Source organism: Acinetobacter haemolyticus (genome assembly GCF_003323815.1).
Taxonomy (GTDB): Bacteria; Pseudomonadota; Gammaproteobacteria; order Pseudomonadales; family Moraxellaceae; genus Acinetobacter; species Acinetobacter haemolyticus.
In genome coordinates this window covers 1,442,806-1,467,310 of the sequence record NZ_CP030880.1, presented here as the reverse complement: position 1 = coordinate 1,467,310, position 24,505 = coordinate 1,442,806, and the positions used below count along the sequence as shown (strand labels likewise).

General features: G+C 38.6%; 22 protein-coding genes. 7 read left to right on the top strand and 15 right to left on the bottom strand.

All coding sequences use genetic code 11. The annotated features are described in order from the left end of the window. Window positions 1-97 precede the first annotated feature (97 nt). The gene (locus tag DS737_RS06675; RefSeq protein WP_113997143.1) at window positions 98-1,153 is read right to left on the bottom strand and encodes an aromatic ring-hydroxylating oxygenase subunit alpha; all 1,056 of its coding nucleotides are present in this window, start codon (window positions 1,151-1,153) and stop codon (window positions 98-100) included. Window positions 1,154-1,328: 175 nt separating this feature from the next. Between DS737_RS06675 and DS737_RS06670 the strand changes: the two genes are divergently transcribed. Both DS737_RS06670 and puuE read left to right on the top strand, forming a co-directional pair. After that, on the top strand, window positions 1,329-2,285 hold the full coding sequence (locus DS737_RS06670) for a LysR family transcriptional regulator (protein WP_005089957.1): 957 nt from the start codon (window positions 1,329-1,331) through the stop codon (window positions 2,283-2,285). 104 nt (window positions 2,286-2,389) lie between these two features. Continuing rightward, complete coding sequence (gene puuE, locus DS737_RS06665) at window positions 2,390-3,349, top strand: allantoinase PuuE (protein WP_113997142.1); 960 nt, start codon at window positions 2,390-2,392, stop codon at window positions 3,347-3,349. A 268-nt stretch (window positions 3,350-3,617) separates the two neighbouring features. Here puuE and DS737_RS06660 read toward each other — a convergent pair whose 3' ends face one another. From DS737_RS06660 to DS737_RS06645, 4 genes are read right to left on the bottom strand one after another with little or no spacing between them, the layout of a single operon-like run. Then, a complete protein-coding gene (locus DS737_RS06660) occupies window positions 3,618-5,060 on the bottom strand; it encodes an amidohydrolase family protein (RefSeq protein ID WP_113997141.1) in 1,443 nt (480 codons plus the stop codon). Next, entirely contained in the window at window positions 5,057-5,851 is a 795-nt protein-coding gene (locus DS737_RS06655; RefSeq protein WP_113997140.1) for an ABC transporter permease, read from the bottom strand. Before DS737_RS06655 ends, DS737_RS06660 begins: the two co-directional genes overlap by 4 nt. After that, entirely contained in the window at window positions 5,844-6,659 is an 816-nt protein-coding gene (locus tag DS737_RS06650) for an ABC transporter ATP-binding protein (RefSeq protein WP_005089950.1), read from the bottom strand. The genes DS737_RS06655 and DS737_RS06650 overlap by 8 nt, the downstream gene beginning before the upstream one ends. 52 nt (window positions 6,660-6,711) lie before the next feature. Then, the gene (locus DS737_RS06645) at window positions 6,712-7,689 is read right to left on the bottom strand and encodes an ABC transporter substrate-binding protein (protein WP_113997139.1); all 978 of its coding nucleotides are present in this window, start codon (window positions 7,687-7,689) and stop codon (window positions 6,712-6,714) included. Between the two features lie 671 nt (window positions 7,690-8,360). Between DS737_RS06645 and DS737_RS06640 the strand changes: the two genes are divergently transcribed. Further along, a complete protein-coding gene (locus DS737_RS06640; protein WP_113997138.1) occupies window positions 8,361-9,374 on the top strand; it encodes an isopenicillin N synthase family dioxygenase in 1,014 nt (337 codons plus the stop codon). Window positions 9,375-9,479: 105 nt separating this feature from the next. Here DS737_RS06640 and DS737_RS06635 read toward each other — a convergent pair whose 3' ends face one another. The 3 genes from DS737_RS06635 to alc form a co-directional block, all read right to left on the bottom strand. Then, on the bottom strand, window positions 9,480-10,190 hold the full coding sequence (locus DS737_RS06635) for a hypothetical protein (RefSeq protein WP_113997137.1): 711 nt from the start codon (window positions 10,188-10,190) through the stop codon (window positions 9,480-9,482). A 141-nt stretch (window positions 10,191-10,331) separates the two neighbouring features. Beyond that, on the bottom strand, window positions 10,332-10,835 hold the full coding sequence (locus DS737_RS06630; RefSeq protein WP_113997136.1) for an ureidoglycolate lyase: 504 nt from the start codon (window positions 10,833-10,835) through the stop codon (window positions 10,332-10,334). 245 nt (window positions 10,836-11,080) lie between these two features. Continuing rightward, the gene (alc, locus tag DS737_RS06625; protein ID WP_113997135.1) at window positions 11,081-12,085 is read right to left on the bottom strand and encodes an allantoicase; all 1,005 of its coding nucleotides are present in this window, start codon (window positions 12,083-12,085) and stop codon (window positions 11,081-11,083) included. A 166-nt stretch (window positions 12,086-12,251) separates the two neighbouring features. Between alc and DS737_RS06620 the strand changes: the two genes are divergently transcribed. From DS737_RS06620 to nadS, 4 genes are all read left to right on the top strand, one after another. After that, window positions 12,252-12,962, top strand: a complete 711-nt coding sequence (locus tag DS737_RS06620; RefSeq protein ID WP_005082543.1) for a FadR/GntR family transcriptional regulator — start codon at window positions 12,252-12,254, stop codon at window positions 12,960-12,962. Between the two features lie 181 nt (window positions 12,963-13,143). Further along, complete coding sequence (hpxO, locus tag DS737_RS06615) at window positions 13,144-14,301, top strand: FAD-dependent urate hydroxylase HpxO (RefSeq protein WP_113997134.1); 1,158 nt, start codon at window positions 13,144-13,146, stop codon at window positions 14,299-14,301. A gap of 183 nt (window positions 14,302-14,484) precedes the next feature. Further along, complete coding sequence (locus tag DS737_RS06610) at window positions 14,485-14,805, top strand: type II toxin-antitoxin system RelE/ParE family toxin (RefSeq protein ID WP_113997133.1); 321 nt, start codon at window positions 14,485-14,487, stop codon at window positions 14,803-14,805. Further along, entirely contained in the window at window positions 14,798-15,070 is a 273-nt protein-coding gene (gene nadS / locus DS737_RS06605; protein ID WP_005082538.1) for a NadS family protein, read from the top strand. The genes DS737_RS06610 and nadS overlap by 8 nt, the downstream gene beginning before the upstream one ends. 240 nt (window positions 15,071-15,310) lie before the next feature. Here nadS and DS737_RS06600 read toward each other — a convergent pair whose 3' ends face one another. The 7 genes from DS737_RS06600 to DS737_RS06570 form a co-directional block, all read right to left on the bottom strand. Beyond that, entirely contained in the window at window positions 15,311-16,606 is a 1,296-nt protein-coding gene (locus DS737_RS06600; RefSeq protein WP_113997132.1) for a hypothetical protein, read from the bottom strand. A gap of 182 nt (window positions 16,607-16,788) precedes the next feature. Further along, on the bottom strand, window positions 16,789-18,165 hold the full coding sequence (locus tag DS737_RS06595) for a nucleobase:cation symporter-2 family protein (protein ID WP_113997131.1): 1,377 nt from the start codon (window positions 18,163-18,165) through the stop codon (window positions 16,789-16,791). A 47-nt stretch (window positions 18,166-18,212) separates the two neighbouring features. After that, window positions 18,213-18,548: a hydroxyisourate hydrolase gene (uraH, locus tag DS737_RS06590; protein ID WP_005082534.1), complete on the bottom strand. Its 336-nt coding sequence runs from the start codon at window positions 18,546-18,548 to the stop codon at window positions 18,213-18,215. Further along, a complete protein-coding gene (gene uraD / locus DS737_RS06585) occupies window positions 18,548-19,048 on the bottom strand; it encodes a 2-oxo-4-hydroxy-4-carboxy-5-ureidoimidazoline decarboxylase (protein ID WP_113997971.1) in 501 nt (166 codons plus the stop codon). The genes uraH and uraD overlap by 1 nt, the downstream gene beginning before the upstream one ends. Window positions 19,049-19,203: 155 nt before the next feature. Next, window positions 19,204-21,627 (bottom strand): glucose/quinate/shikimate family membrane-bound PQQ-dependent dehydrogenase, encoded by a 2,424-nt coding sequence (locus DS737_RS06580; protein WP_113997130.1) that lies wholly within the window; start codon window positions 21,625-21,627, stop codon window positions 19,204-19,206. A gap of 16 nt (window positions 21,628-21,643) precedes the next feature. After that, the gene (locus DS737_RS06575) at window positions 21,644-22,972 is read right to left on the bottom strand and encodes a carbohydrate porin (protein WP_113997129.1); all 1,329 of its coding nucleotides are present in this window, start codon (window positions 22,970-22,972) and stop codon (window positions 21,644-21,646) included. A 60-nt stretch (window positions 22,973-23,032) separates the two neighbouring features. Further along, window positions 23,033-24,493 carry a right-handed parallel beta-helix repeat-containing protein gene (locus DS737_RS06570; RefSeq protein ID WP_113997128.1) on the bottom strand — a complete coding sequence of 487 codons (1,461 nt, stop codon included), beginning with the start codon at window positions 24,491-24,493 and terminating at the stop codon, window positions 23,033-23,035. Between the last annotated feature and the right edge of the window lie 12 nt (window positions 24,494-24,505).

The window sequence follows — 24,505 nt, the reverse complement described above, 5'->3', positions numbered from 1 at the left end:
TGTCAATTTGTATATACAAGCTTATACAATTAGAATCCCACTTTTAAATAATATGGAATTTTGTTCACTTAAATTCTTGAGTTGATAAACTCGTAAGCTAAACGGTATAACGCTTACTCAACCCCCAATCTGCCAATATACGACGATACATGGTTGAAGAGCGATCAGCTTCAAAATGTGCTTCCATGGTAATATCTACAGGTAATTCTTCAGGTTTTTGAGACTCTACCATCTCCTGATCTTCTGCAAAAATTTGTGCATTAAAGTCATAAACAGCTTGCAAATCCCCAGTGGTATCAAAGTTACGTGTCAGTGGTACAAACAATCGAGTTTTATTATGTGAGATTGGGCAACAGGCATTGAGGATTTTCAACACGCCAGCATTTGGAAAATGAATCGTCAATACTGCTGAAAATGGTGCATAAACATCAAAAATCCGCTCCCAAAGAAAATCATCAGGCGCTAAATGTTGCATCCCATGTGGATAATTACTGACGTTACTGACATATTCAGTATGTAACCCATAATTGGTGCGTTCAGTCGAATACTTCGGAACGACAGGATTCTCTCTGTCCGCAAATGCATTGTGATGCACCCAAGCAAAATGCGCCACATCAATAAAACCCTCTAATTGACGACCACTTGAACCAGCAATATCCACATATGGAGGTAAAATTGCTTGGTGTTCTTCTGTATCCCATGTATCCAGTACTGGGAGATTTGCCAAGCTTTCATCTCTGCCTAAAATACTCGTCCATACCAAACCATATTTTATGACCACAGGAAATTTGGTTAAGGAAAAACGATCAGAAATTTTGGTTAGATCAGGCTGTGCAGGAATTTTTATGCATTTACCTTGTTCATTGAAATGCAAACCGTGATAAGGACAAATAATCGTTTCACCTTCAACCCAACCCTTGCTTAACGGTACACCTCGATGTGGGCAAATATCACGAACTAGATGAATGTTGCCTGACTCAGTTTTATAAATCGCAATATTCAGATCAAGCAATGTGACTTGCTGTGGCTTAGTCGTTACGTCTTCAACTCGTGCTACGGGATACCAATGTTGAGCCAATATGTGCCAATCCCTATCATCAAACTGACTGTGACAAGGTTTATTTGGAAGATTGATTAACGGAATTGCATTCATGTTTTGCTCTCTGTCTGCTAAAGATCACGGATCTATATGGCTTAAATGCAGTGTGGAACAGAACGTTTTTTTCGTCTATTAGAATGAATTTGATCATTCATTCTAAAAATTAGAACAGTAACGGCACTAAAATTGCTTTTGTTTAAATACTTATTTTTTATAAAACGTACATGTAATGGCATTACCCTTTTCTCGCTTCGCTGAATATTTTATTGCAGTCGCCAAAACCGGTAGTTTAAGAAAAGCAGCGGATCAGCTTTTTATTTCAGTTTCAGCGGTACATCGTCAGATCGTTTTAGCTGAAGAGGAACTTGGTGTAGCTTTATTTGAACGCCTGCCAAATGGCTTAAAACTAACTTTGGCCGGTGAGTTGCTATATGCAGATTTGCGAAGTTGGCAAAAAGACTTTCAAATGACACAAAAGCGCTTGAATGAAATCCAAGGCTTACAGAGAGGTTCAATTGATTTTGGTGTCATTTCCGCTCTCAGTGAAAGTTTTGTCACGGATGTTATTCAATCCATTCATCAAGATTATCCTTGGATTAATTTCAATATTCGCGTGTTAGATAGCGACTATGTTGCCGATCTCGTAATTAATGCAGAACTCGATTTTGGTTTAATCCTCAATCCAAAACATCAGCATCAATTGCAAGTCAGCTCATTTATTGAAATGCCACTTGGTTTTGTCATTCCCAAACAACATCCCTTAGCAAACAAAGAAAAAATCTATTTCTCGGATACACTGGAATTCAACCATATCATCGCCGCTGCACCGCTGATTATTCATGATCATGTGATGGCTTTATATAAGAAACATGATTTTAATCCTCCCCATCAAATTGAATGCAACGATATTCGTATGATGCTTTCATTGCTCAGAAACAGTCTAGGTATTGGTATCATGAGTTATCTAGATGCCTATGCTTTTATTGAAAATGGTGAATTTGAATTCAGAACGATTCACGAAAATGGACTACATCCGATTACCCTTGCCTTGTGTGTTGCACCAAAACGGCAACTCTCACGAATATCACAAATTATGATGAATCAAATCATTGAACACATGGAAGCACTAAAATTGCGCATGATGAAGATTACCCAGCAAATAAACTCGATTAACGCACCAAAATAAAACACACAAATATATGATTTATATTATTTTATTGTTTGACACCCAAACAATCCATCGAGTAATTTAATGAGAAGTTTCACATTTCCATCTTCTTAGGCAACCCCATGACACTCATAGATCAAACTAACCATGTCACCCATGATTATCCTCGAGATATGCTAGGTTATGCCAATCATCCTCCACATGCTCAGTGGCCAAATCAAGCCAAAATTGCCGTTCAGTTTGTATTGAATTATGAAGAAGGTGGAGAAAGACACATTTTGCATGGTGATGATGGTTCAGAGCAGTTTCTTTCTGAAATCAGTGGCGCTGAAAGTTATCCAGCACGACATTTGTCCATGGATTCTATTTACGAGTATGGTTCACGCGTTGGTTTCTGGCGCATTCATCAAGAGTTTGCCAAACGTAATTTACCTATGAGTATCTTTGCAGTCGCCATGGCACTACAACGAAATCCGTTAGTTGTAGAAGCAATTAAACAGCATCATTATGATGTTGTTTCTCATGGTTTACGTTGGATTCATTATCAAAATGTAGATATTGAAACCGAGAAAGTACATATGGCTGAAGCCATGCAAATTTTAAAAGATTTATTTGGGGAATATCCAACAGGTTGGTATACAGGGCGTGATAGCCCCAATACCCGTCAACTCTTGGCTGACTATGATCAGATTCAGTATGACAGTGATTATTATGGGGATGATCTACCTTTTTGGACAACACTATCAAAAGAGAATGGTGAAACTCGTCCACATCTCATTATTCCATATACGCTTGATACGAATGATATGAAGTTCGCCTCTCCGACTGGTTTCAATCGTAGTGAAGATTTTTTTGAGTATTTAAAAGATGCTTTTGATGTGCTGTACGCTGAAGGAGCGACTTCACCGAAAATGTTATCTATCGGGATGCATTGTCGAATTCTAGGTCGCCCTGCCCGTATTAAAGCATTACAGCGCTTTTTGGATTATGTGCAAAATCATGATCGGGTATGGATTTGTACTCGTCAGCAAATTGCGGAACATTGGTATAGATATCATCCTTATCAGGATGATATAACTTAAAAACCATCTAAGTATTTTTGCGTGTTTAGGTAAAGTTTTAACTATTATTTACTATTGTGGTTGGCGGCAGGGATGCCGCCGTTGAGCTGTGGCATCAAGGATGTGCCATCAGCTCAACAAAGCGGTTTTGTTACTTTTGCCCAGTCAAAAGTAAGGCTAAAGCTTATACAAGAATAATTCGTCTTTGGATCAATTAAAAAGTAATGCCAACTTATACAATTTAAGAATCCAGCCATTGAAAAATAATTAAAATTAATTTTTATTAAACTCAAGCTATTTTTGCCATCTCCATACTCCGCTGTTGTAACAGCTTTACTGATTGTTTCGCTTGCGAAGCCAGCTCCATCATATCTAGATCTGGAATTTGATCATTTTCAATCACCATTTTACCTGCAACAAACATCGCTTTAATATACGCGCGACCGCCACTTGCAATAGGACCAATCGCCATATCGTGTAAGCCTAAATAACGAGGATCATCCAAACGATACAATACCAAATCCGCTTGTTGACCGATCTCAATCGTACCGACTTGATCTAAACCGAGAACTTTTGCACCACCTACTGTTCCCCAGCGAATAATATCTTCAATACTTGCAGCATCGGCACCGCCCTCAAACATCCCACCTTCATATTGTGGTTTTGCCAACATACCTTTTCTCGCACGTTGTAATAACCATGCGGCATGTGTTTCTGACAACATATCAGCAGCCTCGTTGGACGCTGCACCGTCAACACCAATCGAAATTGTCATGCCAGCTTTTTCTAAACTTACCAAATCAGCGATACCACTGCCTAAACGTGCATTACTTTGAGGACAATGTGCAACTCCTGTTTTTGTTTGACCCAAAATCTGGATTTCTTCTGGTAATAGCTTCACCAAATGAGCAAACCAAACATCATTGCCCACCCAATCATTTTCAGCACAATATTGCACAGGTGTCATATTAAATTTAGCTTTTGCTGCGTCCAAATAATCTACCGTTTCAGATAAATGACTATGCATACCGATACCAAGCCTTCTAGCAATTTTTGCACTTTCTCTAAATTGTTCTGGTGTCATGGAATGTAAAGTTGATGTGGGGGCCATTACAATTTTTCTAAAAGAGTTGCCTTCTGATTGATGATATAAATGAACTAACCGCTCTATATCAGCCATATAGTCATCAAATTTTTCTGGACGTAATGCTTGTGGTAAATCACTTTCTAAACCACGTGTAAGCGTTGCACCACCACGACATAATACAAAACGCATGCCGAGCTTTTCAGCTTCATCAAATAAAATAGCAGCACCATCAAACGGCATTTTTGGCCAATATAAATAATGATGATCTGCAACTGTTGCGCAACCTGAACGTAGTAACTCGATTAAACCTATACGCACTGCGATTCGAAATGTCATTTCATCAAATGCACCACGAAAACGATACGGTGTAGTCGCGAGCCATGAACTTAAATTTTGATTTAAACCCTGAGGCTCTCCTTTTAATAAAGACTGAAATAAATGGTGGTGGGTATTTACCCATGCAGGATAAATAACACAATCTTTCGCATTTACTACCTGTTCATTTTCATACTCAGCCAATTGTCCAATTTCAGTAATTACTCCAGCTTGGATACGAATGTCTGGCGCAGAAGATCGAGCAGCAGTACCTGATAAACCAGTCAAAATCGCATGGGCATTTTTAATCAAATAACTATTATTCATCATACTTGTTCACTCTCATGCCATTTACGAAGAAATACACGACTTAATAAAGACATCAATACAAACAGCCCTAAGCCTGTACAAGTAATGAGAAACAGTGCAGCAAACATTAAAGGTAAATCTAGTTGGAATCCTGCCTGTAAAATTTGATAGGCTAAACCTGCACTTGTACCGCCAGCACCTGCAACGAACTCGGAAACTACCGCTCCTATAAGCGCTAAACCACATGAAATCCGTAGGCCACCAAAGAAATAAGGCAACGCATTCGGCACACGCAGACGCATCAGAATTTGCCAACGACTGGCTTTATTAATCTGAAAAAGATTAAGTAGCCCTTTATTGACACTACGTAGGCCTAAAGTTGTGTTGGTGAGTATTGGGAAAACAGCGACTAACATGGCGCATACCACCAATGCCAAAGTGGTATTTTGAATCCAAATAATCACTAAAGGTGCAATCGCCACGATCGGAGTTACCTGAAATAAAATGGCATAAGGCATAATACATGCTTCTACAACACGACTTTGTACAAATAGAAAAGCAATTAAAGTTCCAATAATCACTGCACAAGCAAAAGCAAGTAATGTGATCTTTAACGTCACCCATAAACTACCAAACAACAGTGAAGATTGATTCATCATTGCCATCACAATATCACTTGGCTTTGGTACAACATAAACGGGAACTTCTAATTGCTGAAAACTCAATTGCCATGTGAGTAATAAGAAGCAGCCAAGCATAAATGGCGCTGCAATACGCTGCATAACAGGTTGTTGTATTAAAGGTTTAACCATGATCATACCCTCCGTTTGCTTGAGCCAACAAAGCAGAAAAATGTGCACATTGTTTAATAAACGCATCTGATGTTCTAAAAGATTCATCTCGATGATATGGTCCATCCACTTCTAAATCTGCGATTACTCGACCAGGTCTTGCACCCATCACGATCACTCTAGAAGACAAATACACTGCTTCGTAAATACTATGAGTAACAAAAACAACGGTTAAATCGCGTTCAGACCAAAGTTTTCGGATATCACTATCGAGTTTATGTCGAGTAAACTCATCTAAAGCTCCAAAGGGTTCATCCATGAGTAATAAATCTGGCTCTGTCACTAATGCACGAGCAAGAGAAGCGCGCATTTGCATTCCTCCTGAAAGTTCACGCGGATAAGCTTTCGCAAATTGCTCTAATCCTACTGCTTTCAAAGCATCAGATACTTTGGAGGAACTTTTCGACTTAGCAATGTGTTGTAAATCAAGTGGCAGACGTACATTTTCCTCAATCGTTGCCCAAGGCATAAGTGTGGCTTCTTGAAATACCATTGCCATTTTGCACTGTGATTGAATATCCGCCTTACCATTCCAGCGAACTTGCCCCGCTGAGGGTTGCTCAAGATCAGCAAACATCTTCAGTAATGTACTTTTCCCACAGCCCGATGGTCCAAGTAGAGAAACAATTTCACCTTGTGCAATATCTAGATCAAGTCGCTGTAAAGCATGTGTGCCGTTTGGATAGGTTTTTTCGGCTCCACGCACCATAATCATTGGCGTAACAAAATTTGATGTAGTCGGAATATCTACAGATAAAACTGAATTCATGCGGTTTCCCCTTGAGACGAATGTCTGATTTTCTAACCTACTGATGTAATTGTTATTTACTTACAGGATTGAACTGTGTGGTATAAGCCGCTTTCCAATTAGTTTTAGCATTGAGCAAACCTGCATTTACCATAAAATCACGCGTTGCTTTCCAACGTGCGTCTGTCATCACGCCAATCCCTCGAGTTTTGGCATCTCCACCATCAATCAATTTTCGTTTTTTCATTTGATCAACTGCAAAAGCCAATAAATCATCATTCATATTGGGATTTTCTTTTTTTATCATCGCATTGCCTAAACGAGGATGGGCTAGGTAGTTTTTCCAACCTTCCATAGAAGCCTGTACGAAACGTTTTAAAACATCGGGTTTTGCTTGAATGACATCATTTCGAGTCACAAGAATTCCACCATAGGCTGGGTATCCAGCATCAGCGAATAAGAAAAAATTACTCGAAGGTTCAGCTTTTTTTGCTTGAAACACCTCTGAGGTTGCATAGGCTTGTTGAGCTACATTTTTACTTGCTAAAAATGGTTGCATGTTGAAAGTATAAGGACGAGCCTGAGCTGCATTTAAATTATATTTTTCTCTCAACCATGGCCACCAACTTGCTTGTCCGCTGGTAGATACAAGAATTGTTTTTCCTTTCAAATCTGCCAAAGATTTCACATCGCTGTGAGTCAAAATACCTTGTGGATCAAATTGAAATGGTGCAGCAATTGCCTTGATCGGAAAATTACTTTCTATACCTTTTAATACTTGGAGATCATAATTAATAATAATATCTGCACGTTTAGAAAGTAATAACGTCATATTATTGACTTGTGGGCCACCGATTTTAATATCGACATCTAGCCCATATTTTTTATAGATTCCTTGTGCTAAAGCTTGATAATAACCACCTTGCTCTGCTTGTGCATACCATGTGGTTTGTAAAACTAATTTGTCGGCAGCTTGAGTAAATGAACTGAATAGTAATGCGCTCGCAATGACAGCTAATCGCCCTTTGCCTACATAGTGCTGAATTTTCATAAGTAAGACCCCTAAATATGTTTGAACTCATTTCACTGTTCTTTTAGGGGAATAAAAATCGAATGTAAAAAGGCACACAGATTCTCTCAAAGCCCTGAAATGACTTTGTCCCCAGAAGAGGAACAGCTAACGCTGTAGAGCAATGTCCCATGTGTAATACACACTAACCGCTTATACTCAGTTATGATTTAGCAAACACCATGCCAGTATTTATTTAATCGATATATTTCATAAAGATAGGCTAATATTTTTTCTTTTAATTTCACATCAGCCATCTATTTTTTATTAACATTACTTTTAATTTTGAATAATTTTAGATAGACAAATAAAATGCACCATTTTTAAACCATAACATGCACAAAAAAGGATCAAATATTAAACTATCATTTTAGACATTCAAATATTCTATACTGGTCAATATTATTTCTCATATTTTATATACATCAAGTTCATAAATTAATCTCTTTTTAGATTGGTATAAAAAATGCTTGTATTGATTTGTCGGAGTAGAAGCGTTCAGCATATATCTAAACAATATATGTGGGTCATTGCTCAGAAATAAGCTCACATTCTATTTATTTAGGATGTGTTGCTCTTTTTTGAAAAAATGACCCAGTCGCCTTTCATTCAATTTGATTGGGTCATGGTTTATTCAACAATTGAGGTGAAATATGAATAGCGCGAACATGACCAATTTAGCTGAAAATAATTACAGTTTAGAAGAGCTGCAAAAAGAAGCACGTATGGGGGCTTTGGGTCAAGAAACTTTTGAAAGAGAAGTTCGTATCATTGATCTTTCCAACTTTGAAGATCGTAAATATGAAATTGCAGAACAGCTTTGGTCTGCGGCAACTGATATTGGTTTTTTTCAAGTTTCAAATCACGGGATTAATTTAGAACAAATTCAAAATGCTTTTGAAATGACAAAAAAGTTTTTTGAGCTACCTACACATATCAAATCCCAATACCCTTTGAATCGAAATGCTGGCTGGGAAAGCAAAGCTCAAATTCGCCCATCTACAAGTACGCCCGATCAGAAAGAATCCTATCAAATTACGCGCCCAAGAATGATGGGGTTGTATCCCAGCGAACAAGAATTACCAACATTTAAGACCACAATGCTTGAGTTTGAAAAAGCATGCTGGCAAGTGGGTATGAAAATATTATCTTGCTTTGCTTACAAACTTGGATTCGCAGATAATTTCTTTACGCTAGCACATGATCCTGATCAAGAAACTTATCAAAGTACACTCCGGATGCTGCACTATTATGCAATTGATCCAGCCATCAAAGATCAACTGGGGTTATGGCGTGCTGGTGCACATACCGATTTTGATTGTTTAACCTTACTATTTCAGCGCAAAGGCCAAGGTGGTCTGCAAGTTTGTCCTGGTAAAGACATGGACCAACAACAATGGACAAGTATTGAACCGCGTGATGATGTAATCACTTGTAATATTGGTGATATGTTGATGCGCTGGAGTGATGATCAACTTCCATCAAATTTTCATCGCGTTAAAAATCCTGAAGCCCATGAATATCAAGGCGCACGTTATAGTTTGGCATTTTTCTGTCAAGCCAATGAAGATGTGGTCATCGAAAGTCCGCAAAAGAAATATCCAGCAATCACGGCAAAGGAATATCTAAAACAAAGAATTAGTGCAAATTTTAAAGGTAAATATTAAGTTAATAAACATTCATTGCATTTGTACTTTCTGAATCAACAAATAGAAAACCTATGCAATTAATGGATTAAATTTGAGGCAAAAGGTTAAATCTGAGCAATAAATTCAATTTTTTCTTTTGCCTCTCCGCTTTCGTTTTGGTGTTGTCTTCTGAGGAGGGGTAATTTTTCCAGTACCTAATCCTCGAAAAAAATAATTGAATAAATAAATCGCTAAAAGCCAAAAATATAAAAATGAGGCTATAGTAAATAAACTAAAACTTGCTTCACAGACAAGAACACCAATCCTATAGTTATAGCTAAACCGAATAATCTCACCTCTACGGCTACTATTATGAAATGAAATCTCATCGAAAATAAAATGTAAAAGACCCATTAAAAGGCATAATAAAAATATACTCGAAACGATGGTTTTTTTAATTAATGGCTTTTCAAGCCATGGACACTTCTTCGATAAATTAAACTCACCTTGAAAAAAGTTATCATAAATAAAATGTTGGAATTCCTTTTTTAATCCAAATCTTTTAATCAACAAAAAAAATAGATAGCAGCTAAAAATCAGCATTACTGAAGTGATATAAATACTGGAAAGAATAGTAAAAAAAGGCAAAGGCCCTTTAGTTCCTATAGTGATGAACATTTCCTCAGTGATATAACGATAAATACCATATTGCCATTCGTTCTTTGGGTATGCAGGAAATAAAATTAGAGGCGGGATAAATAAAACAAGTAAAAGAATGAGCAATATTTTATTTTGCTTTTTTTGTTTAGTTTGTTGTTCAAGTTCTTCAGGTGACACATAAGGCTTTTTGGACATATCAAATCAGTATTTTTGCTATTATTTTGACTTTCCCATGAATAGGAGTCTCAATGAATAGTAAGCAATTAGAAATAAAAAGAGAATATAATCAAAATAAAAAATAAAACAAGAAATATCCAAAATCTATAACATTCAAATTTACTCGACAACCCATCGCGGTTGGGTCAAATGATACACATCACAATTTTGTCCACCACCAATACGATCCACCACTAAAAAATCACTTTCAGCTTCTAAGGTAATTAATGGATGATGCCAAACCCCTTGGCGATAGGTAATACCCTGCTTACCATTACTTAGAAAGGCATAGATTTGCTGTTCATCTGGTTGTGAGTGATCCAAAGGTAAAGCCACAATAATGATAAATTTTTGTTGTTGTAATGGAATGAATGATTGTGAACCGTAAGGATGACGCTCAAGCATGTCTATTTTAAACGGAATCTGCGTTGCGCATAAATTATGAAAAATACTCATACCAACAGCGGTATTATCGCCACTAATTTGAGCAACTGATAATGCATGATAGCGCTGCGTTAAACCTTGGTTAATCGAAAAAAAATCATGATTTTCTTTTTCAATCACATCACCAAAAGCGGAAAAACTCTCTTGAGTTAAAGGCTGAATTTGGATGTTTTTCTTCATAGATTGATTTTCACTTTAATGCCTTGAATTTAATTTAAAAGCTATCTAATTATTAAAAAAATGATTAGCAGAATCATACTAAGTTCCCATCAAACCTCAGGATAAACCTGCGGTTCGCCCTACTTTTCTTTCGGGAAAAGTAGGCAAAACCATTTGTTGGACTGACATTACGTCCATGTAATGCAGTCCAACGGGCGGCATCCATGCCGCCTCCACGATAGTAAATAAATACCTAAATTTCATATCTAATTAATAATTTTCCCCCACAAGCGAATCCGACTAATTCCACCATCTGGGATCATATTGACACGAATATAGTTCACTTTTTGATGCTGCAAAATTTCGGTAATATATGCATGAATCGCATCCATTGATAACGGTTGCTGCTCTAACACAAAAGGCCAAAACATACTCTGAGGAATCAACTGAGCATCCGTAGCATCCTCAACATAAGCAGCTTGTATCGAACAAAAAGCAGGAAAATTACCCTTAAAATGTGCTGTATCAATTTCTATTTTTTCTACGTGCCCCGCTTGACCTAAGGCAATAACGCACCAGTCAAAACCAGGTTCACGACGGCGCTTGGTTTCCCAACCATCTCCCATATTGATGCCGCGATCTGGGCTGAGTAAATTATTCGGATGCCCATAGTGCGCATCACTAAATGCAACAATACGCCCTCCATTTTTCAAACCAATCAGATCAATTTGTTGGGTTGAATCTATATTTTCCAGTACAACATTGCCATAAACACGTAAACGAGCAACACCGCCATCAGGGAAAATATTAAGTCGAATATGGGTAATTCTATGTACTTCACAACTAAAAAAATGATGATGATCAGGAGACAAAACCGAGTTTTCTAACAATGGAATCCAAGTGATATTTTCCAGTTGATCATCAGGTGCATAACACCCTTCAATCGATGCAGAAGCAGGATAATTCCCTGTGAAAAAAGAAGTATCGAGATCAAAACCTGAAACTTTTCCAGTTACACCCAAACGTACAATACACCAATCGTATCCTGCTTCACGCTTACGACGTGTTTCCCATCCATCCATCCATTTCCCATGATCATCGAACTTGCCTTCGATGAATTTTGCAGGTTCTGGTTGTAACATTCTTTCCGCACTTGCAAAAAACTCATCAGAGCAAGACACAATGCTCGCGCCAATGCGCGCATCAGCTAAATTGGTTAAACCTTGTAAGTTATCTGGCAAAGCGACTACTTTGGCAATATGCACCGTCATTAATCAATCCTACAAAACATTTTCATATGGTTCATTCTATGCAAAATCCAGTCCAACTGGTCTGACCTGTTATAAATAATTATCTAATTTTAGCTTTGAAGCAATTTAAATTTATAAATTTTGTGTAGAATCAAATTGTTCATTTTATTTTTAGGAAACGATGTTTATGAGTCCACAAGCAATGCTCAATGGAAAATCATCTCAAGTGACTGAGCAAGCGGTGGAAGTCATTCATCAACGCATTCAGGAAGGTACTTATGCAATTGGTTCTGCATTACCCTCTCAACGTGATCTTGCCACGCAATTAGGAATTAGCCGCGCTTCTCTACGTGAAGCTTTGACCCGCCTTGCCGCTTTAGGTCTATTAGAAATCAAGGCTGGTAAAGGGGTGTATGTCATCTCACAACACAGTAAAGCAGCAGAACAATGGGAAGGTGAACATCGCATTTCTTTAAAAGATTTTTATCAATTACGCTACGTACTTGAAGGGTTTTGCGCCCTGCTGGCATGTGAATACCTAACTGAACAAGATAAATTGATTTTAAAACAACACTATGAAGCGCTCTCAAATGCAATTTTGCAACAAAATTGGCAAGCTGCTTCTGAATTTGATTATGCATTTCATCAACATATCATTGATTTAAGTCATAATCAGTCGATCATTCAAACACTTAAAATGCATAATGAATGGATTAAGAAAAGTCAGATTCTTCCTTTTGTTCAACCAAATTTAGCATTTAAAACCATAAAAGAACATGATGCGATTTTACAGGCACTCTTTAAACAAGATGCTTTAGCGGCTGAAAAGGCAATGCAGGCACATATTATTGGCGCTGCTCAACGTGCTGGTGTTTATTTTTCTCGTCATGAGTCTTGATAAAATACCCATGCACCACTTTAACTCAAACTTTGAACCACATCGAAACACCCATCCTATTTCCGCTTCTTCATAGCGCATAATAACTGGTATGACCTGTTAAACCACTAAATAAAATTGGCACAATTCTCGCTTAAGACTCATTAGAAATTTTATCATTTTGAATACTAGGGTCTGAACAATGAATATTGCGATTGTAGGTGCAGGTATGGGCGGTTTAACTGCTGGTATCGCTTTAAAAAAATTTGGACATCAGGTCACGATTTATGAACAAGCAGCAGAAATTTTACCGGTAGGCGCAGCAATATCACTATGGTCGAACGGCGTAAAATGTCTAAATTACCTTGGTTTGACTGATCAAATTCAAGCTTTAGGCGGAGAAATGGAGTCTCTTTCCTATATCGATGGTCTCACTTGTCAAACCATGACTCAATTTAGTTTAACTCCTTTATACAAAGAAGTTGGACAACGTGCCTACCCTGTTGCACGTGCAGATTTACAACGCCTGCTCATGGAAACATTTGGCTTAGAAAATATTAAACTAGGCATGAGAATGACCGAGATTGAAAATCAGTCTGAATATGTCAGCATTCGTTTTGCCGATGGTTCCCAGATAAAAGCTGATCTATTAATTGGTGCGGATGGAACCCACTCCATCACACGCAAGTTTGTACTCGGCCATCAAGTTGAACGACGTTATGCTGGTTATGTCAATTGGAATGGACTGGTTGAAATTGATGAAAAAATTGCACCGGCACAACAATGGACAACCTATGTCGGTGAAGGAAAACGTGTCTCACTTATGCCTGTAGCACAAAATCGTTTCTATTTCTTTTTTGATGTGCCTATAGAAGCAGGTCTACCCAATCAACGTGATCAATATAAAACTGAGCTGAAAAAATATTTCAAAGATTGGTGTTCACCTGTGCATCAACTGATTGATTGTTTGGATGAACAAAAAACCAATCGCGTTGAAATCCATGATATTGAACCTTTTATGAGTTTTTATAAAGGTCGTGTCGTTTTACTTGGCGATGCAGCACACAGTACAACCCCAGACATTGGGCAAGGTGGTTGCCAAGCAATGGAAGATGCTATTTACTTGGCACGTGCTTTGCAGATAAATACTTTTGGGCTAAGTGATGCACTAGAACGATACCAGAACAAACGTAATGACCGAACCAAAGAAATGGTATTACGTGCTCGTAAGCGTTGTGATGTAACGCATATGAAAGATCAAAAAGTGACTGAAGAGTGGTATCAATCACTCTATACAGAACAAGGTTCGCACATCATGCAAGGAATTATTAGCAATATTGTAGGAAATCCTTTAGATTAATAACATAAAGTTTTAACTCCCCCCTTCAATGGGGGCTTTTTTTATCTAAATAATTTAATCAGGCAAATCCTTATAAAATAGCTTATGAGAATCTTTAGCTATTGATCATTACCAACTTAGTAACTAGCTTTTTTTCACGATATTCACTACAATAAAAAAATACGCCATTGACGTACCTACGCCATGCTATTTATTGAAACCAGTATTTTTACCAAACAAATCAAAGAGCTTATCTCTGATGATGAATATAGAGAACTCCAACAAGAACTTTTAGTTCAGCCAGATAAGGGAGATCTCATTAAAAATGGTGGTGGAATTCGTAAAGTACGTTGTGCCCAAGGCAGTAAAGGAAAAAGTGGTGGCATTCGAGTAATTTATTACTGGATCACTAAAGATGATCAAATATTTATGCTATTGGCTTACCCTAAATCTGTTAAAGAAAACCTAACTGAGAAAGAGACCGCTATCCTATGTCAACTTGTGAAGGAGCAATTTCATGGATAATAACTTATTTGATGACCTCGTTGCTTCGATCAAAGAAGCAGGAGCTATTAAACGTAATGAAGTTAAAGCAAGTCGAGTGACCGAGCTGACTCTTCCTGATATTAAAGAAGTTCGTGAGAAAACAGGATTGAGCCAAACAGAATTTGCTGCACGTTTGCATATTAGCCCTCGTACACTTCAGAACTGGGAACAAGGCAGACGCTATCCAACAGGGCCAGCAGCAACCCTGATTCGCATTCTAGATGCACATCCGAGCCTGATTTAAATTATTACTAGCCCAAACCCGATCTGACAGTTATCCATTTTTTCATGTGCCTATCAGGTCAAATTTGGGCTAGTACACCTTATACGAAGTTAAGCTATCGAAAACCAAAACTTTCTAATTCAGCAGGATTGAAGGTTTCATCAAACATATGGTGATCCCGCTTGGCTGTTTTAAGTACGGAAAGCATATTAAAAAACAGGTTTCACAAAGCTGAAATAGGCAATTGGAATAAAGCAGACTTTAAAACTTATAGCTCAATGTAAATCGATTTTGTAAAAAGTCTTTTTCATAACGTGGTGAAGTTTGGATACCAAAGAAGTTACTCACACTAAATCCTTTTAAAGCGCCTGTGAAATTATAAATTCCAAAAACCATATACTCAGACTGATTACGACTCGCAACATGATCAGCCTCTTTCAAATCCATAAAAGAATATCGAGCACCAGCAATCACTTGATCAGTGAGCTTCCCTTCCAAGGACGTCATAAAAGCATTCCCTGCACCTAGATCCTGAGTACTGGTAAAAAATGGCTGTGCGAAAATTTCACCTGAAGAAGTTTTAGTAGCGTATGGCGTTAATAAAGCACCATTTAGATAACTTTCGATATCTGGTTTGATATAGTTATAGGCCACTTTCAAACTTGCTTTTGGCAAAACTTTAAACGCTGCCTGAACACCAAAAATTTGGCTATCTACTGCTCCAGCCAAAGCTTTACCTTGATCTATACCTGAAATATATTGCATAGAAAACTCTGGCGAATAATTCAATTTTGGTAAAGACAAATCTGCTTGGGTATAAATCAAACGTGTGTAATCATCATAGTCTTGATACCAAAATTGGGCTTTAAGCTTCTTACCTTCGGCGATATCAAAACTCTTACCTGCACCAACTGACCACACGCCATCTGATTGAGTATTTGAATTTTGACGTGTGGTTTTGCTAAATTCATCATCAGCATAACTTTTAAATTTATTGACCTTGGTTAAGCGTATAAAGTCTGTGTTATTTCCCACTTGGAGATCCGCAGCTTGATACAAAGCCATTAAAATACGCCGATCTGCATAATCCCCCATAAATGGTAAATTAAGACGTTGATTACCGACCGTCACCCGTGCGAAATCATTTTTCCAAGTCACATAGGCTTCTGCTAAACCATCACGATCTTCTTTTAACTCAAATACTTCATCATTTTTATTTTTTTCATCTAAACGACGTTGCAGATCATAACCAATGGCTGCTTGTACGCCATACAATGGCGCTGTTTCATATTTAATATAACCTCCAATCGCAACTGTATCTTGATTAAGATTATTGACAAAATAACCATTATTCAAAGAATAATAAGCTGTTTTAACTGCACCATGTATCGCTCCACAAGTCAGCATTTCCTGTATGGATTTAACTGAATTATCTTGCACTTTGCAGTCTTGCCCTAAATTAAACAGCCCATTCAAACTCGTATCCGCAGCCCAAACTTGGGCCATGCTCCCCATTGCGATGAGTAGGGTCACCGATTTCAAAGTAAAATTTTTCATAATATTCCCCTAATGATTCATTTAAAAATCGACTCAGTTCATTTTTAAGTTGTAAAAGTCCCAACCTTTGATTTTTAAAATCAAAAGCTCCCCTAGACCTATTCGAAAATGAATAAGTAATTTTTAATGGTTGATGTTTAAAACGTGTGATGGATTTGGAAAATCAAGCCACCGCAATACGATTATGAGTGGCCAGAATTAATAGGTAATGTGGTTGTTTCCACAGACTTCTTAGTGAAAGGTAAATGATTAAATAAAATATTGAGCAAAATGGCAGTGATACATGCTGAGCTAATTCCAGAATGTAATAACGTACCTACCCATTTGGGGAATTGAGCATAAAACTCATGGTTTGCAATTGGAATCATACCGATTGCCAATGAGGTTGCGACAATAATCAGATTTTTATGATCGTTATAATCAACTTTTGCCAATGTACGGATACCACTTGCGGCCACTGTGCCAAACAATACAATACCTGCCCCACCCAATACTGGCATTGGAATAGCAGCGACTAAACGCCCAACAATTGGTAATAAGCCAAGTACTACCAGAATCCCTCCAGCGGTTGCCACCACAAAACGGCTTTTAATCCCAGTAATTGCAACTAACCCCACATTTTGTGCAAATGCGGTTTGCATAAACGAACCAAAAATTGGGGCAACTGCACTAGACAGCATATCAGCGCGTAGACCATCTCCAATCCGTTTAGAATCAACTTTGCTTCCAACAATTTCACCAATTGCGATAATGTCCGCCGTAGTCTCAGTCATAATGACTAAAGTCACGATCACCATAGAAAGAATGGCAGTAAATTCAAATACTGGCATGCCGAAATGGAAGATATGAGGAAAAGCGAACACTGAACCGTTAGCAACTTTGGAAAAATCGGCAAAACCAGCCAATGAAGCGATAATCGTACCTAATACAATCGCCATTAAAATCGCCAGACGACGCATTAACTGACTTTTTAACATACTGAAAATAATGACAATCGCTAAAGTCATCGCAGCTAAACCAATATTTGCTGGATCTCCCCAATTTTCAGCTTTGGGATTGCCACCCATCATCCAACGAATCGCAACAGGCAATAAAGAAATACCAATCATGGTAATCACACAGCCAGTCACCACAGGAGGGAAAAAACGAATAATTTTTGAAAAGAATGGTGCCAGTAATAAACCAATCAATGACGCAACAATGACTGCACCAAACGCTGAAGCTAATCCTCCACCTGTGGTGACAATTGCCAAAATTGTTGCAACACCTGCAAAAGAGACTCCCTGAACAATCGGCAACTTTGCTCCAAAGTGCTTGAAACCCAAGGTCTGTAACATTGTTGCAATGCCTCCAACAAACAGCGCCGCAGCAACCAACAAACCTATTTCCGAGGCTTCTAAACCTGCGGCAGCACCAATAATGATGGGTGGTGCAATAATTCCGCCATACATCGTCAGCACATGTTGCAGTCCATAAATAACATTTTTATTCATTCCTAAATATTGATGTTCCGCTGAAACGGTTGCACGAGGTTCACTGTGCATTTTATCGTTGTGCATGGTGGCCTTTCCTCAATAAAAATTTATACTTTCTACATCGCGAGTCATTAACTACCGCGATAGGTGGAATAAGAAAATGGGCTGATCAATAAAGGCACGTGATAATGTTGTTGAATTTCGCTTACCTTAAAATCGATACATACTCTCGGATAAAAGCTTTCAACCTCCATAGATTGAAAGTAATCGGCAATGTTGAAAATGAGCTGATAATTACCTGGTGTAAATGAATCAATAGCGAATGCTTTAATACGACCATCCGCATCGGTTAATTGTTTATCCACCGATACATCACCTTGGGAAGTTTGCTTAAATAATTCAACGAAAACCCCCGCAGCAGGTTTACCCAATGAAGCATTTAGAATATGTGTACTTATACCTGCCATTATTGAATCTCCTGCTTTAAACGAATTAACGCGATTTCACTGAGTTGTTGTTTGACTTCGAACTGCTCCAACTCAACTGAGTTTTCTAAACGTCGATTAAGTTCTGCGAGCATTTCAGTTCCTGAACGCCCTGCAGCACGAATTAAAAAAATATGACCAAATTTGTGCTCATAAGCTAAATTGCCCTGATACAGTGCTTGTTGAATATCTTGATCTGCACCAAGCTGAGCCTGTTCTTTTTGTGAAAACTGCTGCTCTCTTTCCGATAAAGTCGTGGCAGCTTTTTTTTCACCAATTCGTGGATGTTGCGCAAGCGCTTCTGATATTTCTGACCATTGCCATGTTTGAGCCTGTAAAGCAGCCGTTTGATATAACTCATCAACTGAACCAAAAGGCCGTTGCTGAATAATGCTCTGAATCCATGATTGAATATGAACGCATGATTTTAATGCTTCAAATGCCTGCTCATTATTTAATGAATTGAATTGTTCCAAATCCATGTTTGCTCCAATTTGCATCACTGTCTGACTGGTCAGACCAGATTTATTTATATTAAGCAATGAATATGCCAATTTACGAATATACTTTTGAATCATTAAATAAAAAAAAGCTGCAACAGTTAACCTATTGCAGCTTTTTAAAGATTGAATTGAACTTAATCTAAGCTATATGCAATCACATAATCGCCATGATCAGGAGATTGTCGTGCACCGCCTGCTGTGATCATCACATACTGTTTACCATTTTTAGGTGAAACATAACTAATCGGCGTACCTTGGCTACCGACTGGTAAACGAGATTTCCATAACTCTTTCCCTGTTGATGAATCAAGCGCACGTAAATAATAGTCTTGAGTCGCAGCAAAGAATACTAAGCCACCTTGGGTTGCCATTGGCCCCCCAATCGTTGGCATTCCAATTGGTGCTTTAAGCCCCATTTTGATGCCCATAGGTCCTGTATCTTCAACTGTTCCCATGGGTACTTGCCAAGCAATTTGACGTGTCCGCATATCAATGGCTGTCATTGTACCGTACGGTGGTTTTTGGCATGGGATATTGAATTTAGACCAGAAACGATCTTTATTTACTTTATAAGGTGTCCCTTTCATTGGAACGGCGCCCATTCCAGTGTTGACTTTCTCTCCACCACTTGCTTCAAGTGCCAAATCTTCAGGTGTTTGTTTAATCAACTGAATCCATAAACCCAGACGCATATCATTCACAAACATGTATTGATGACTTGGATCAAACGCGATACTTCCCCAATTCATCCCACCTAAAGAACCTGGGAAGCTAAGTGAAATATCTGTTCCTGGTGCTGTATATAAACCTTCGTAACGCATAGATTTAAAGCTAATACGACACATCAATTGATCAAATGGCGTTGCACCCCACATATCTGACTCAGTGAAAGTTTGATTGCCGATTTGTGGCATCTCTACTGAGCGCGGTTGCGTTGCACTATATTGTTCATCAGGAATATTGGCGGGTTTAACAGGTTGCTCAATCACTTTTGTTAAAGGTTTTCCTGTTAATCGATCAAGAACAAAGAACTGACCTGATTTTGTTCCAATCACGACCGCAGGCTGATTGGTTCCGTCCTTCATAGGGAAATCAACAAGACTCGGTTGCATCGGCAAATCGAAATCCCATAAATCATTATGGACAGTTTGATAAACCCATTTTTCTTTACCTGTGGTTGCATCTAAAGCCAATACAGATGAGTTGTATTTATGGTCGAGTGGCTGACGATTACCGCCCCAGACATCGACAGAAGAACTTCCCATTGGCAAAAATACGGTATTCATCTCAGGGTCATAAGATAATGCAGCCCATGCGTTAGCAGAACTCCGCTTATATATTTCGCCTTCTTTGAGCATATAATTTGGATCAGGATTACGTGGATCAAATACCCAACGCAATTCACCTGTAATGACATCGTATGCACGGACTACCCCACCCGGCATGTCTGCTGCAAAGTTATCAGCAATACGACTACCTATAACTAAGACTGATCCTGCCACTGTTGGAGCTGAAGTGACTTGGAAACGCGGTGCTTTGGTGCCCTCACCTAGACCTTTGTGCAAATCAACCGTTCCATTCACACCAAAATCTTTACAACGCTCTCCCGTATCCGCATTGACCGCGATTAAACGCCCATCTGGTGTGTTGGTATAAACTCGACGTAAACATGCGGTATTATTTGCAACTGCTTTTACTGGTGTGGCCCCAGCTAGAGTCGGCTGTTGTAATGGCTGGGTTGTATCAAAATAAGCAACTCCACGACAACGCTCCCAAGCATCGGCTTTGGAGTTAACCTCCGCCTTCCAGATTTGTTTACCAGAATCTGCTTCTAAAGCAAAAATATTGTTATGTGGTGTACATAAAAAAACTTTATTTCCAACTTGCAAAGGCGTCATTTGATCCTCAGCGCCATTGCCTGAACCCGTTGTAAAGTCACCTGTACGAAAGCGCCACGCTTCTTTTAACTGATGTACATTGTCACGGGTAATTTGATCTAAAGCTGCAAAACGGCTACCACCTGCATCTTGACCATAATGTTGCCAATTGGTTTGCTTCATATCCGTTTCAACAGGTACCAATGGTAATTGCTGTCCAGATGCAGTAACCGTTGGATGCGGCTGAAACATTTGATAAAAACCAACCATCATTCCAAATACAGTTAATATGCCCAAGCTATAAGCAGGTAAATCTATGCTAGATTGGAATTGGTAACGGCGAATCGATGGCAAGGTAAACATCAATGCAGCAAAAATACCTGCTGGGAACATTAGACGCGAAAATAATGGCCAAAACTCCCAACCTGCATCAATTAATGACCAAATAATCGTGCCGATAAAAACAAGACTAAATAACCAAACACCGAGAGCTTTCTTCTTAAAAATAAAAATCGCAGATGCTAGGGTGAATAAACCTGCAATCATGAAATACCATGAACCGCCTAGAGCAATCAGCTTTCCACCACCAATGGTGAAAAATAGCCCAGTAAGCAATAAGGCGAGACCTAAAATAAAACACCATATCTTTAATATGGTATGGCTATTGGTAGACTCTGACATGGGTCATACTCCTAAATTAGAAATTCACTCGCATGCTCAATCCAGCAACCCAAGCATCATCCACCTCTTTCACACCAGCAGGCTGATGGATATATTGTAGATTTGGTCGTAACATGACAGCTGGTGACCATTGATAGGTATAGTTCAATTCAACATTGAGCTCATCTCGTTGAACAGGAACATAATCTGCTGCGAATGCATCATATTGGTCGTAACCACGACTATGATTGATATCGATTTGACGATCTTTATAACGATCATTGACTAGATAGTTTGCAATACCCAAACCAATTGAATCATTTGGACGACTCTCAAATGGTCCTTTGTACCAAAGTGCAAGTTGTTGCGTACTTCGAACTGCTGTTGTTTCTTTATCGTTTACCACGACATTAACACTGGCATACAAACCACGCTTTGGATCATCGCCGTTCTGTGTCAATTGTTGTTGCGCATTGAGCCAAAAGCTATGTTTACCATCATGCACTTTATCTGCAATCGCGATGTCATTCGCTTCAGCAGTTGAATAAAGTGCCCCAATTTTGTATTCACCGGGCAAACCATTGAACACAGTCCATTGAGGTTTCCAAACCAGTTCAACAGGAATAGTTGCACCTTTAACATTGTCCATATCCAAGTTAAACCCATCACTGTTTTTATCGGTTTTAACGTTATCAGGATTAACTTCATAAACACCTACACCGAGCGTCCACTCAGGTGCAAACTGGTATTTCACATTGGCACCCCATAGACCGACTGGTAAGTTGTACCAAATCGAGCCGATCGATTTACCGAGTTGGCTTCCACATAGTAATAAATTTTGGAATTCACATTGAGAGCCATTAAAGTCCTCAGACATGCCCATACGACCGATTTTGAATTGGACTGAATTATCTGCAAAACCGGTTTTAATCCATGCTTGTGATAAACGCCAGATTTTGCCGCGTCCATATATTTCTTGGCTATTTCCCAAAGCACTTGAACGTGGATCTTTAATACGATCTAAAGTTAAGGCATTACCATCTCGTTTAGTGATCAAGATATTAGCGGTCGTGTCTTTCCACCCTGCAATTTTTTCTAAGTCAAAATTTGCACCTAAAGATAATTGCGCTGCATTTTTAAAGGCATTGTCATCATTGTAGCCACCATCCAAATTGGTTGCTGATTGACTCATGATCGATGCGGTAAATTTATAACCCTCTTTTTCTAGTTGTTGGCGTTGTCCATTCCAATCACCTAATAACCATTGACGATCTTGTGACCATGGTTGATCTGCTAAAGCATGCTGTACAGATAAAATTGAAAATGTCAGTAACGTCGTTTTAAATAAAAACAAATGCTGTTTCATCGATAAATTCCTTGTCTTTCTAATCTAAGTAGCACCTCAGGAAAGGTGCTACTTTTATTGTTATTTGACTTGCACGGCTGAACTCAGTTCAGAGGTAGCGCCTAAATGATCCGTCACATTGGCGGTTATGGAGGCAATTTGAGCAGTTGGTTTCCATGAAACTGTTGCAACACCCTGAGCATTGGTAACAGCAATCTCTGAACCTAAATAAAGCTCGGCTTCATTTGAACTTGCTACCGAGTTTCCAAAAAATTCGACTTGATAACGCTGATTTGGTCGTCCTTTTACCTCAACAACAAGCTGCCCTTTTGAGAGTGTAAGTTTTGGTGCTTGAATGGCTTGGTTCGGTTGTGGATTACAGCCTTGTTGATTTGGTTGCTGACAAGTTTTTTGTAAGTTTTCAGGATCAATCTTGACACCATGCCCACGAGAACCAACAAAATGTGCATGCTCTAAGCCCGGAATATCAAAAGTGATTGCACCTAAACGTTGGTTTGGTTCACAGCTTCCGCCTGCTTCACAGCGTTTAATATCCTTTGAATTATTCCAAATTTGATTTTTTGTTAATGTAATACGTGCATTAGCATCTTTTTCAGAGCGAATCGCAATTCCAATACGATTACCATGAATTTTGTTGCTATCTAAAATATTACCATCACCCGTTAGGTTAAATCCTAATGAGTTATTGGTCAGTTCGTTATAGGCGATATAGTTACGTTTGCCCCAATTAATCTGTAAACCATCCGAATAATTTTCAAATTTATTCCCCACAACCGCATTGTCATTGCCCCAAAGAATTTCAATCCCTTGTGATGGCTCTGGATTTGCTGAAGTTGAAATAAAATGGTTATTCGCAACTAAATTAAATGCAGCACCACGTGTTAGCTCTAAACCATCACCATTGTCTTGGAAATAATTATTGAGGACTTTGTTGTTATTGGTGGTGGTTGCTGTTGGATTGCCTTTACCATCATCACCTGTCAACATCACGCCCGCACCACCATAGTTGTGCATAATGCGGTTATGTTGAATCAGGTTATTGCTGGCACGATTCATCAAAATACCAATACAGAAATGACGAATTTCTAGACCTTGAATGGTCACACCATTAATGTCTCGTAACACAATTCCCGGTAAAGTGGTTGTACGTACATTGGTTCCAAACTGCCCTTCAACTGCGCCAGGACATGCTTCAACGCCACGACCTTTAATATAATTGGAACCATCAATGGCAATATGCTCACCTGTTTTCGCCCATTGTGTACCAATGATTTTGACAGGTGCTTTAATTTCAGGAAGTGGGCTATTTACTTTGATTGCATAAGGTGCTTTCCCTACTGCCTGAATTAGAATCTCACTGGTTTCTGTCGGTTTGCTATTGGCTTGTTCAATCGCCCAACGCAGTGAACCTTTTTCAGTATCGTCCTGATAACGATCTACGATGTAAGTTTCAGCTACTGCCAAACCTGATACAGCTAAACCCATTGCTAAAGCAGTTAAACGTAAAGAAATAACGTTCATTGTAAAAATCCT

Bases quoted from the DNA above. Each gene is read 5' to 3' on its own strand.
- DS737_RS06675 (WP_113997143.1), bottom strand. From the start codon at position 1,153: ATGAATGCAATTCCGTTAATCAATCTTCCAAATAAACCTTGTCACAGT.
- DS737_RS06670 (WP_005089957.1), top strand. From the start codon at position 1,329: ATGGCATTACCCTTTTCTCGCTTCGCTGAATATTTTATTGCAGTCGCC.
- puuE (WP_113997142.1), top strand. From the start codon at position 2,390: ATGACACTCATAGATCAAACTAACCATGTCACCCATGATTATCCTCGA.
- DS737_RS06660 (WP_113997141.1), bottom strand. From the start codon at position 5,060: ATGATGAATAATAGTTATTTGATTAAAAATGCCCATGCGATTTTGACT.
- DS737_RS06655 (WP_113997140.1), bottom strand. From the start codon at position 5,851: ATGGTTAAACCTTTAATACAACAACCTGTTATGCAGCGTATTGCAGCG.
- DS737_RS06650 (WP_005089950.1), bottom strand. From the start codon at position 6,659: ATGAATTCAGTTTTATCTGTAGATATTCCGACTACATCAAATTTTGTT.
- DS737_RS06645 (WP_113997139.1), bottom strand. From the start codon at position 7,689: ATGAAAATTCAGCACTATGTAGGCAAAGGGCGATTAGCTGTCATTGCG.
- DS737_RS06640 (WP_113997138.1), top strand. From the start codon at position 8,361: ATGAATAGCGCGAACATGACCAATTTAGCTGAAAATAATTACAGTTTA.
- DS737_RS06635 (WP_113997137.1), bottom strand. From the start codon at position 10,190: ATGTCCAAAAAGCCTTATGTGTCACCTGAAGAACTTGAACAACAAACT.
- DS737_RS06630 (WP_113997136.1), bottom strand. From the start codon at position 10,835: ATGAAGAAAAACATCCAAATTCAGCCTTTAACTCAAGAGAGTTTTTCC.
- alc (WP_113997135.1), bottom strand. From the start codon at position 12,085: ATGACGGTGCATATTGCCAAAGTAGTCGCTTTGCCAGATAACTTACAA.
- DS737_RS06620 (WP_005082543.1), top strand. From the start codon at position 12,252: ATGAGTCCACAAGCAATGCTCAATGGAAAATCATCTCAAGTGACTGAG.
- hpxO (WP_113997134.1), top strand. From the start codon at position 13,144: ATGAATATTGCGATTGTAGGTGCAGGTATGGGCGGTTTAACTGCTGGT.
- DS737_RS06610 (WP_113997133.1), top strand. From the start codon at position 14,485: ATGCTATTTATTGAAACCAGTATTTTTACCAAACAAATCAAAGAGCTT.
- nadS (WP_005082538.1), top strand. From the start codon at position 14,798: ATGGATAATAACTTATTTGATGACCTCGTTGCTTCGATCAAAGAAGCA.
- DS737_RS06600 (WP_113997132.1), bottom strand. From the start codon at position 16,606: ATGAAAAATTTTACTTTGAAATCGGTGACCCTACTCATCGCAATGGGG.
- DS737_RS06595 (WP_113997131.1), bottom strand. From the start codon at position 18,165: ATGCACAACGATAAAATGCACAGTGAACCTCGTGCAACCGTTTCAGCG.
- uraH (WP_005082534.1), bottom strand. From the start codon at position 18,548: ATGGCAGGTATAAGTACACATATTCTAAATGCTTCATTGGGTAAACCT.
- uraD (WP_113997971.1), bottom strand. From the start codon at position 19,048: ATGGATTTGGAACAATTCAATTCATTAAATAATGAGCAGGCATTTGAA.
- DS737_RS06580 (WP_113997130.1), bottom strand. From the start codon at position 21,627: ATGTCAGAGTCTACCAATAGCCATACCATATTAAAGATATGGTGTTTT.
- DS737_RS06575 (WP_113997129.1), bottom strand. From the start codon at position 22,972: ATGAAACAGCATTTGTTTTTATTTAAAACGACGTTACTGACATTTTCA.
- DS737_RS06570 (WP_113997128.1), bottom strand. From the start codon at position 24,493: ATGAACGTTATTTCTTTACGTTTAACTGCTTTAGCAATGGGTTTAGCT.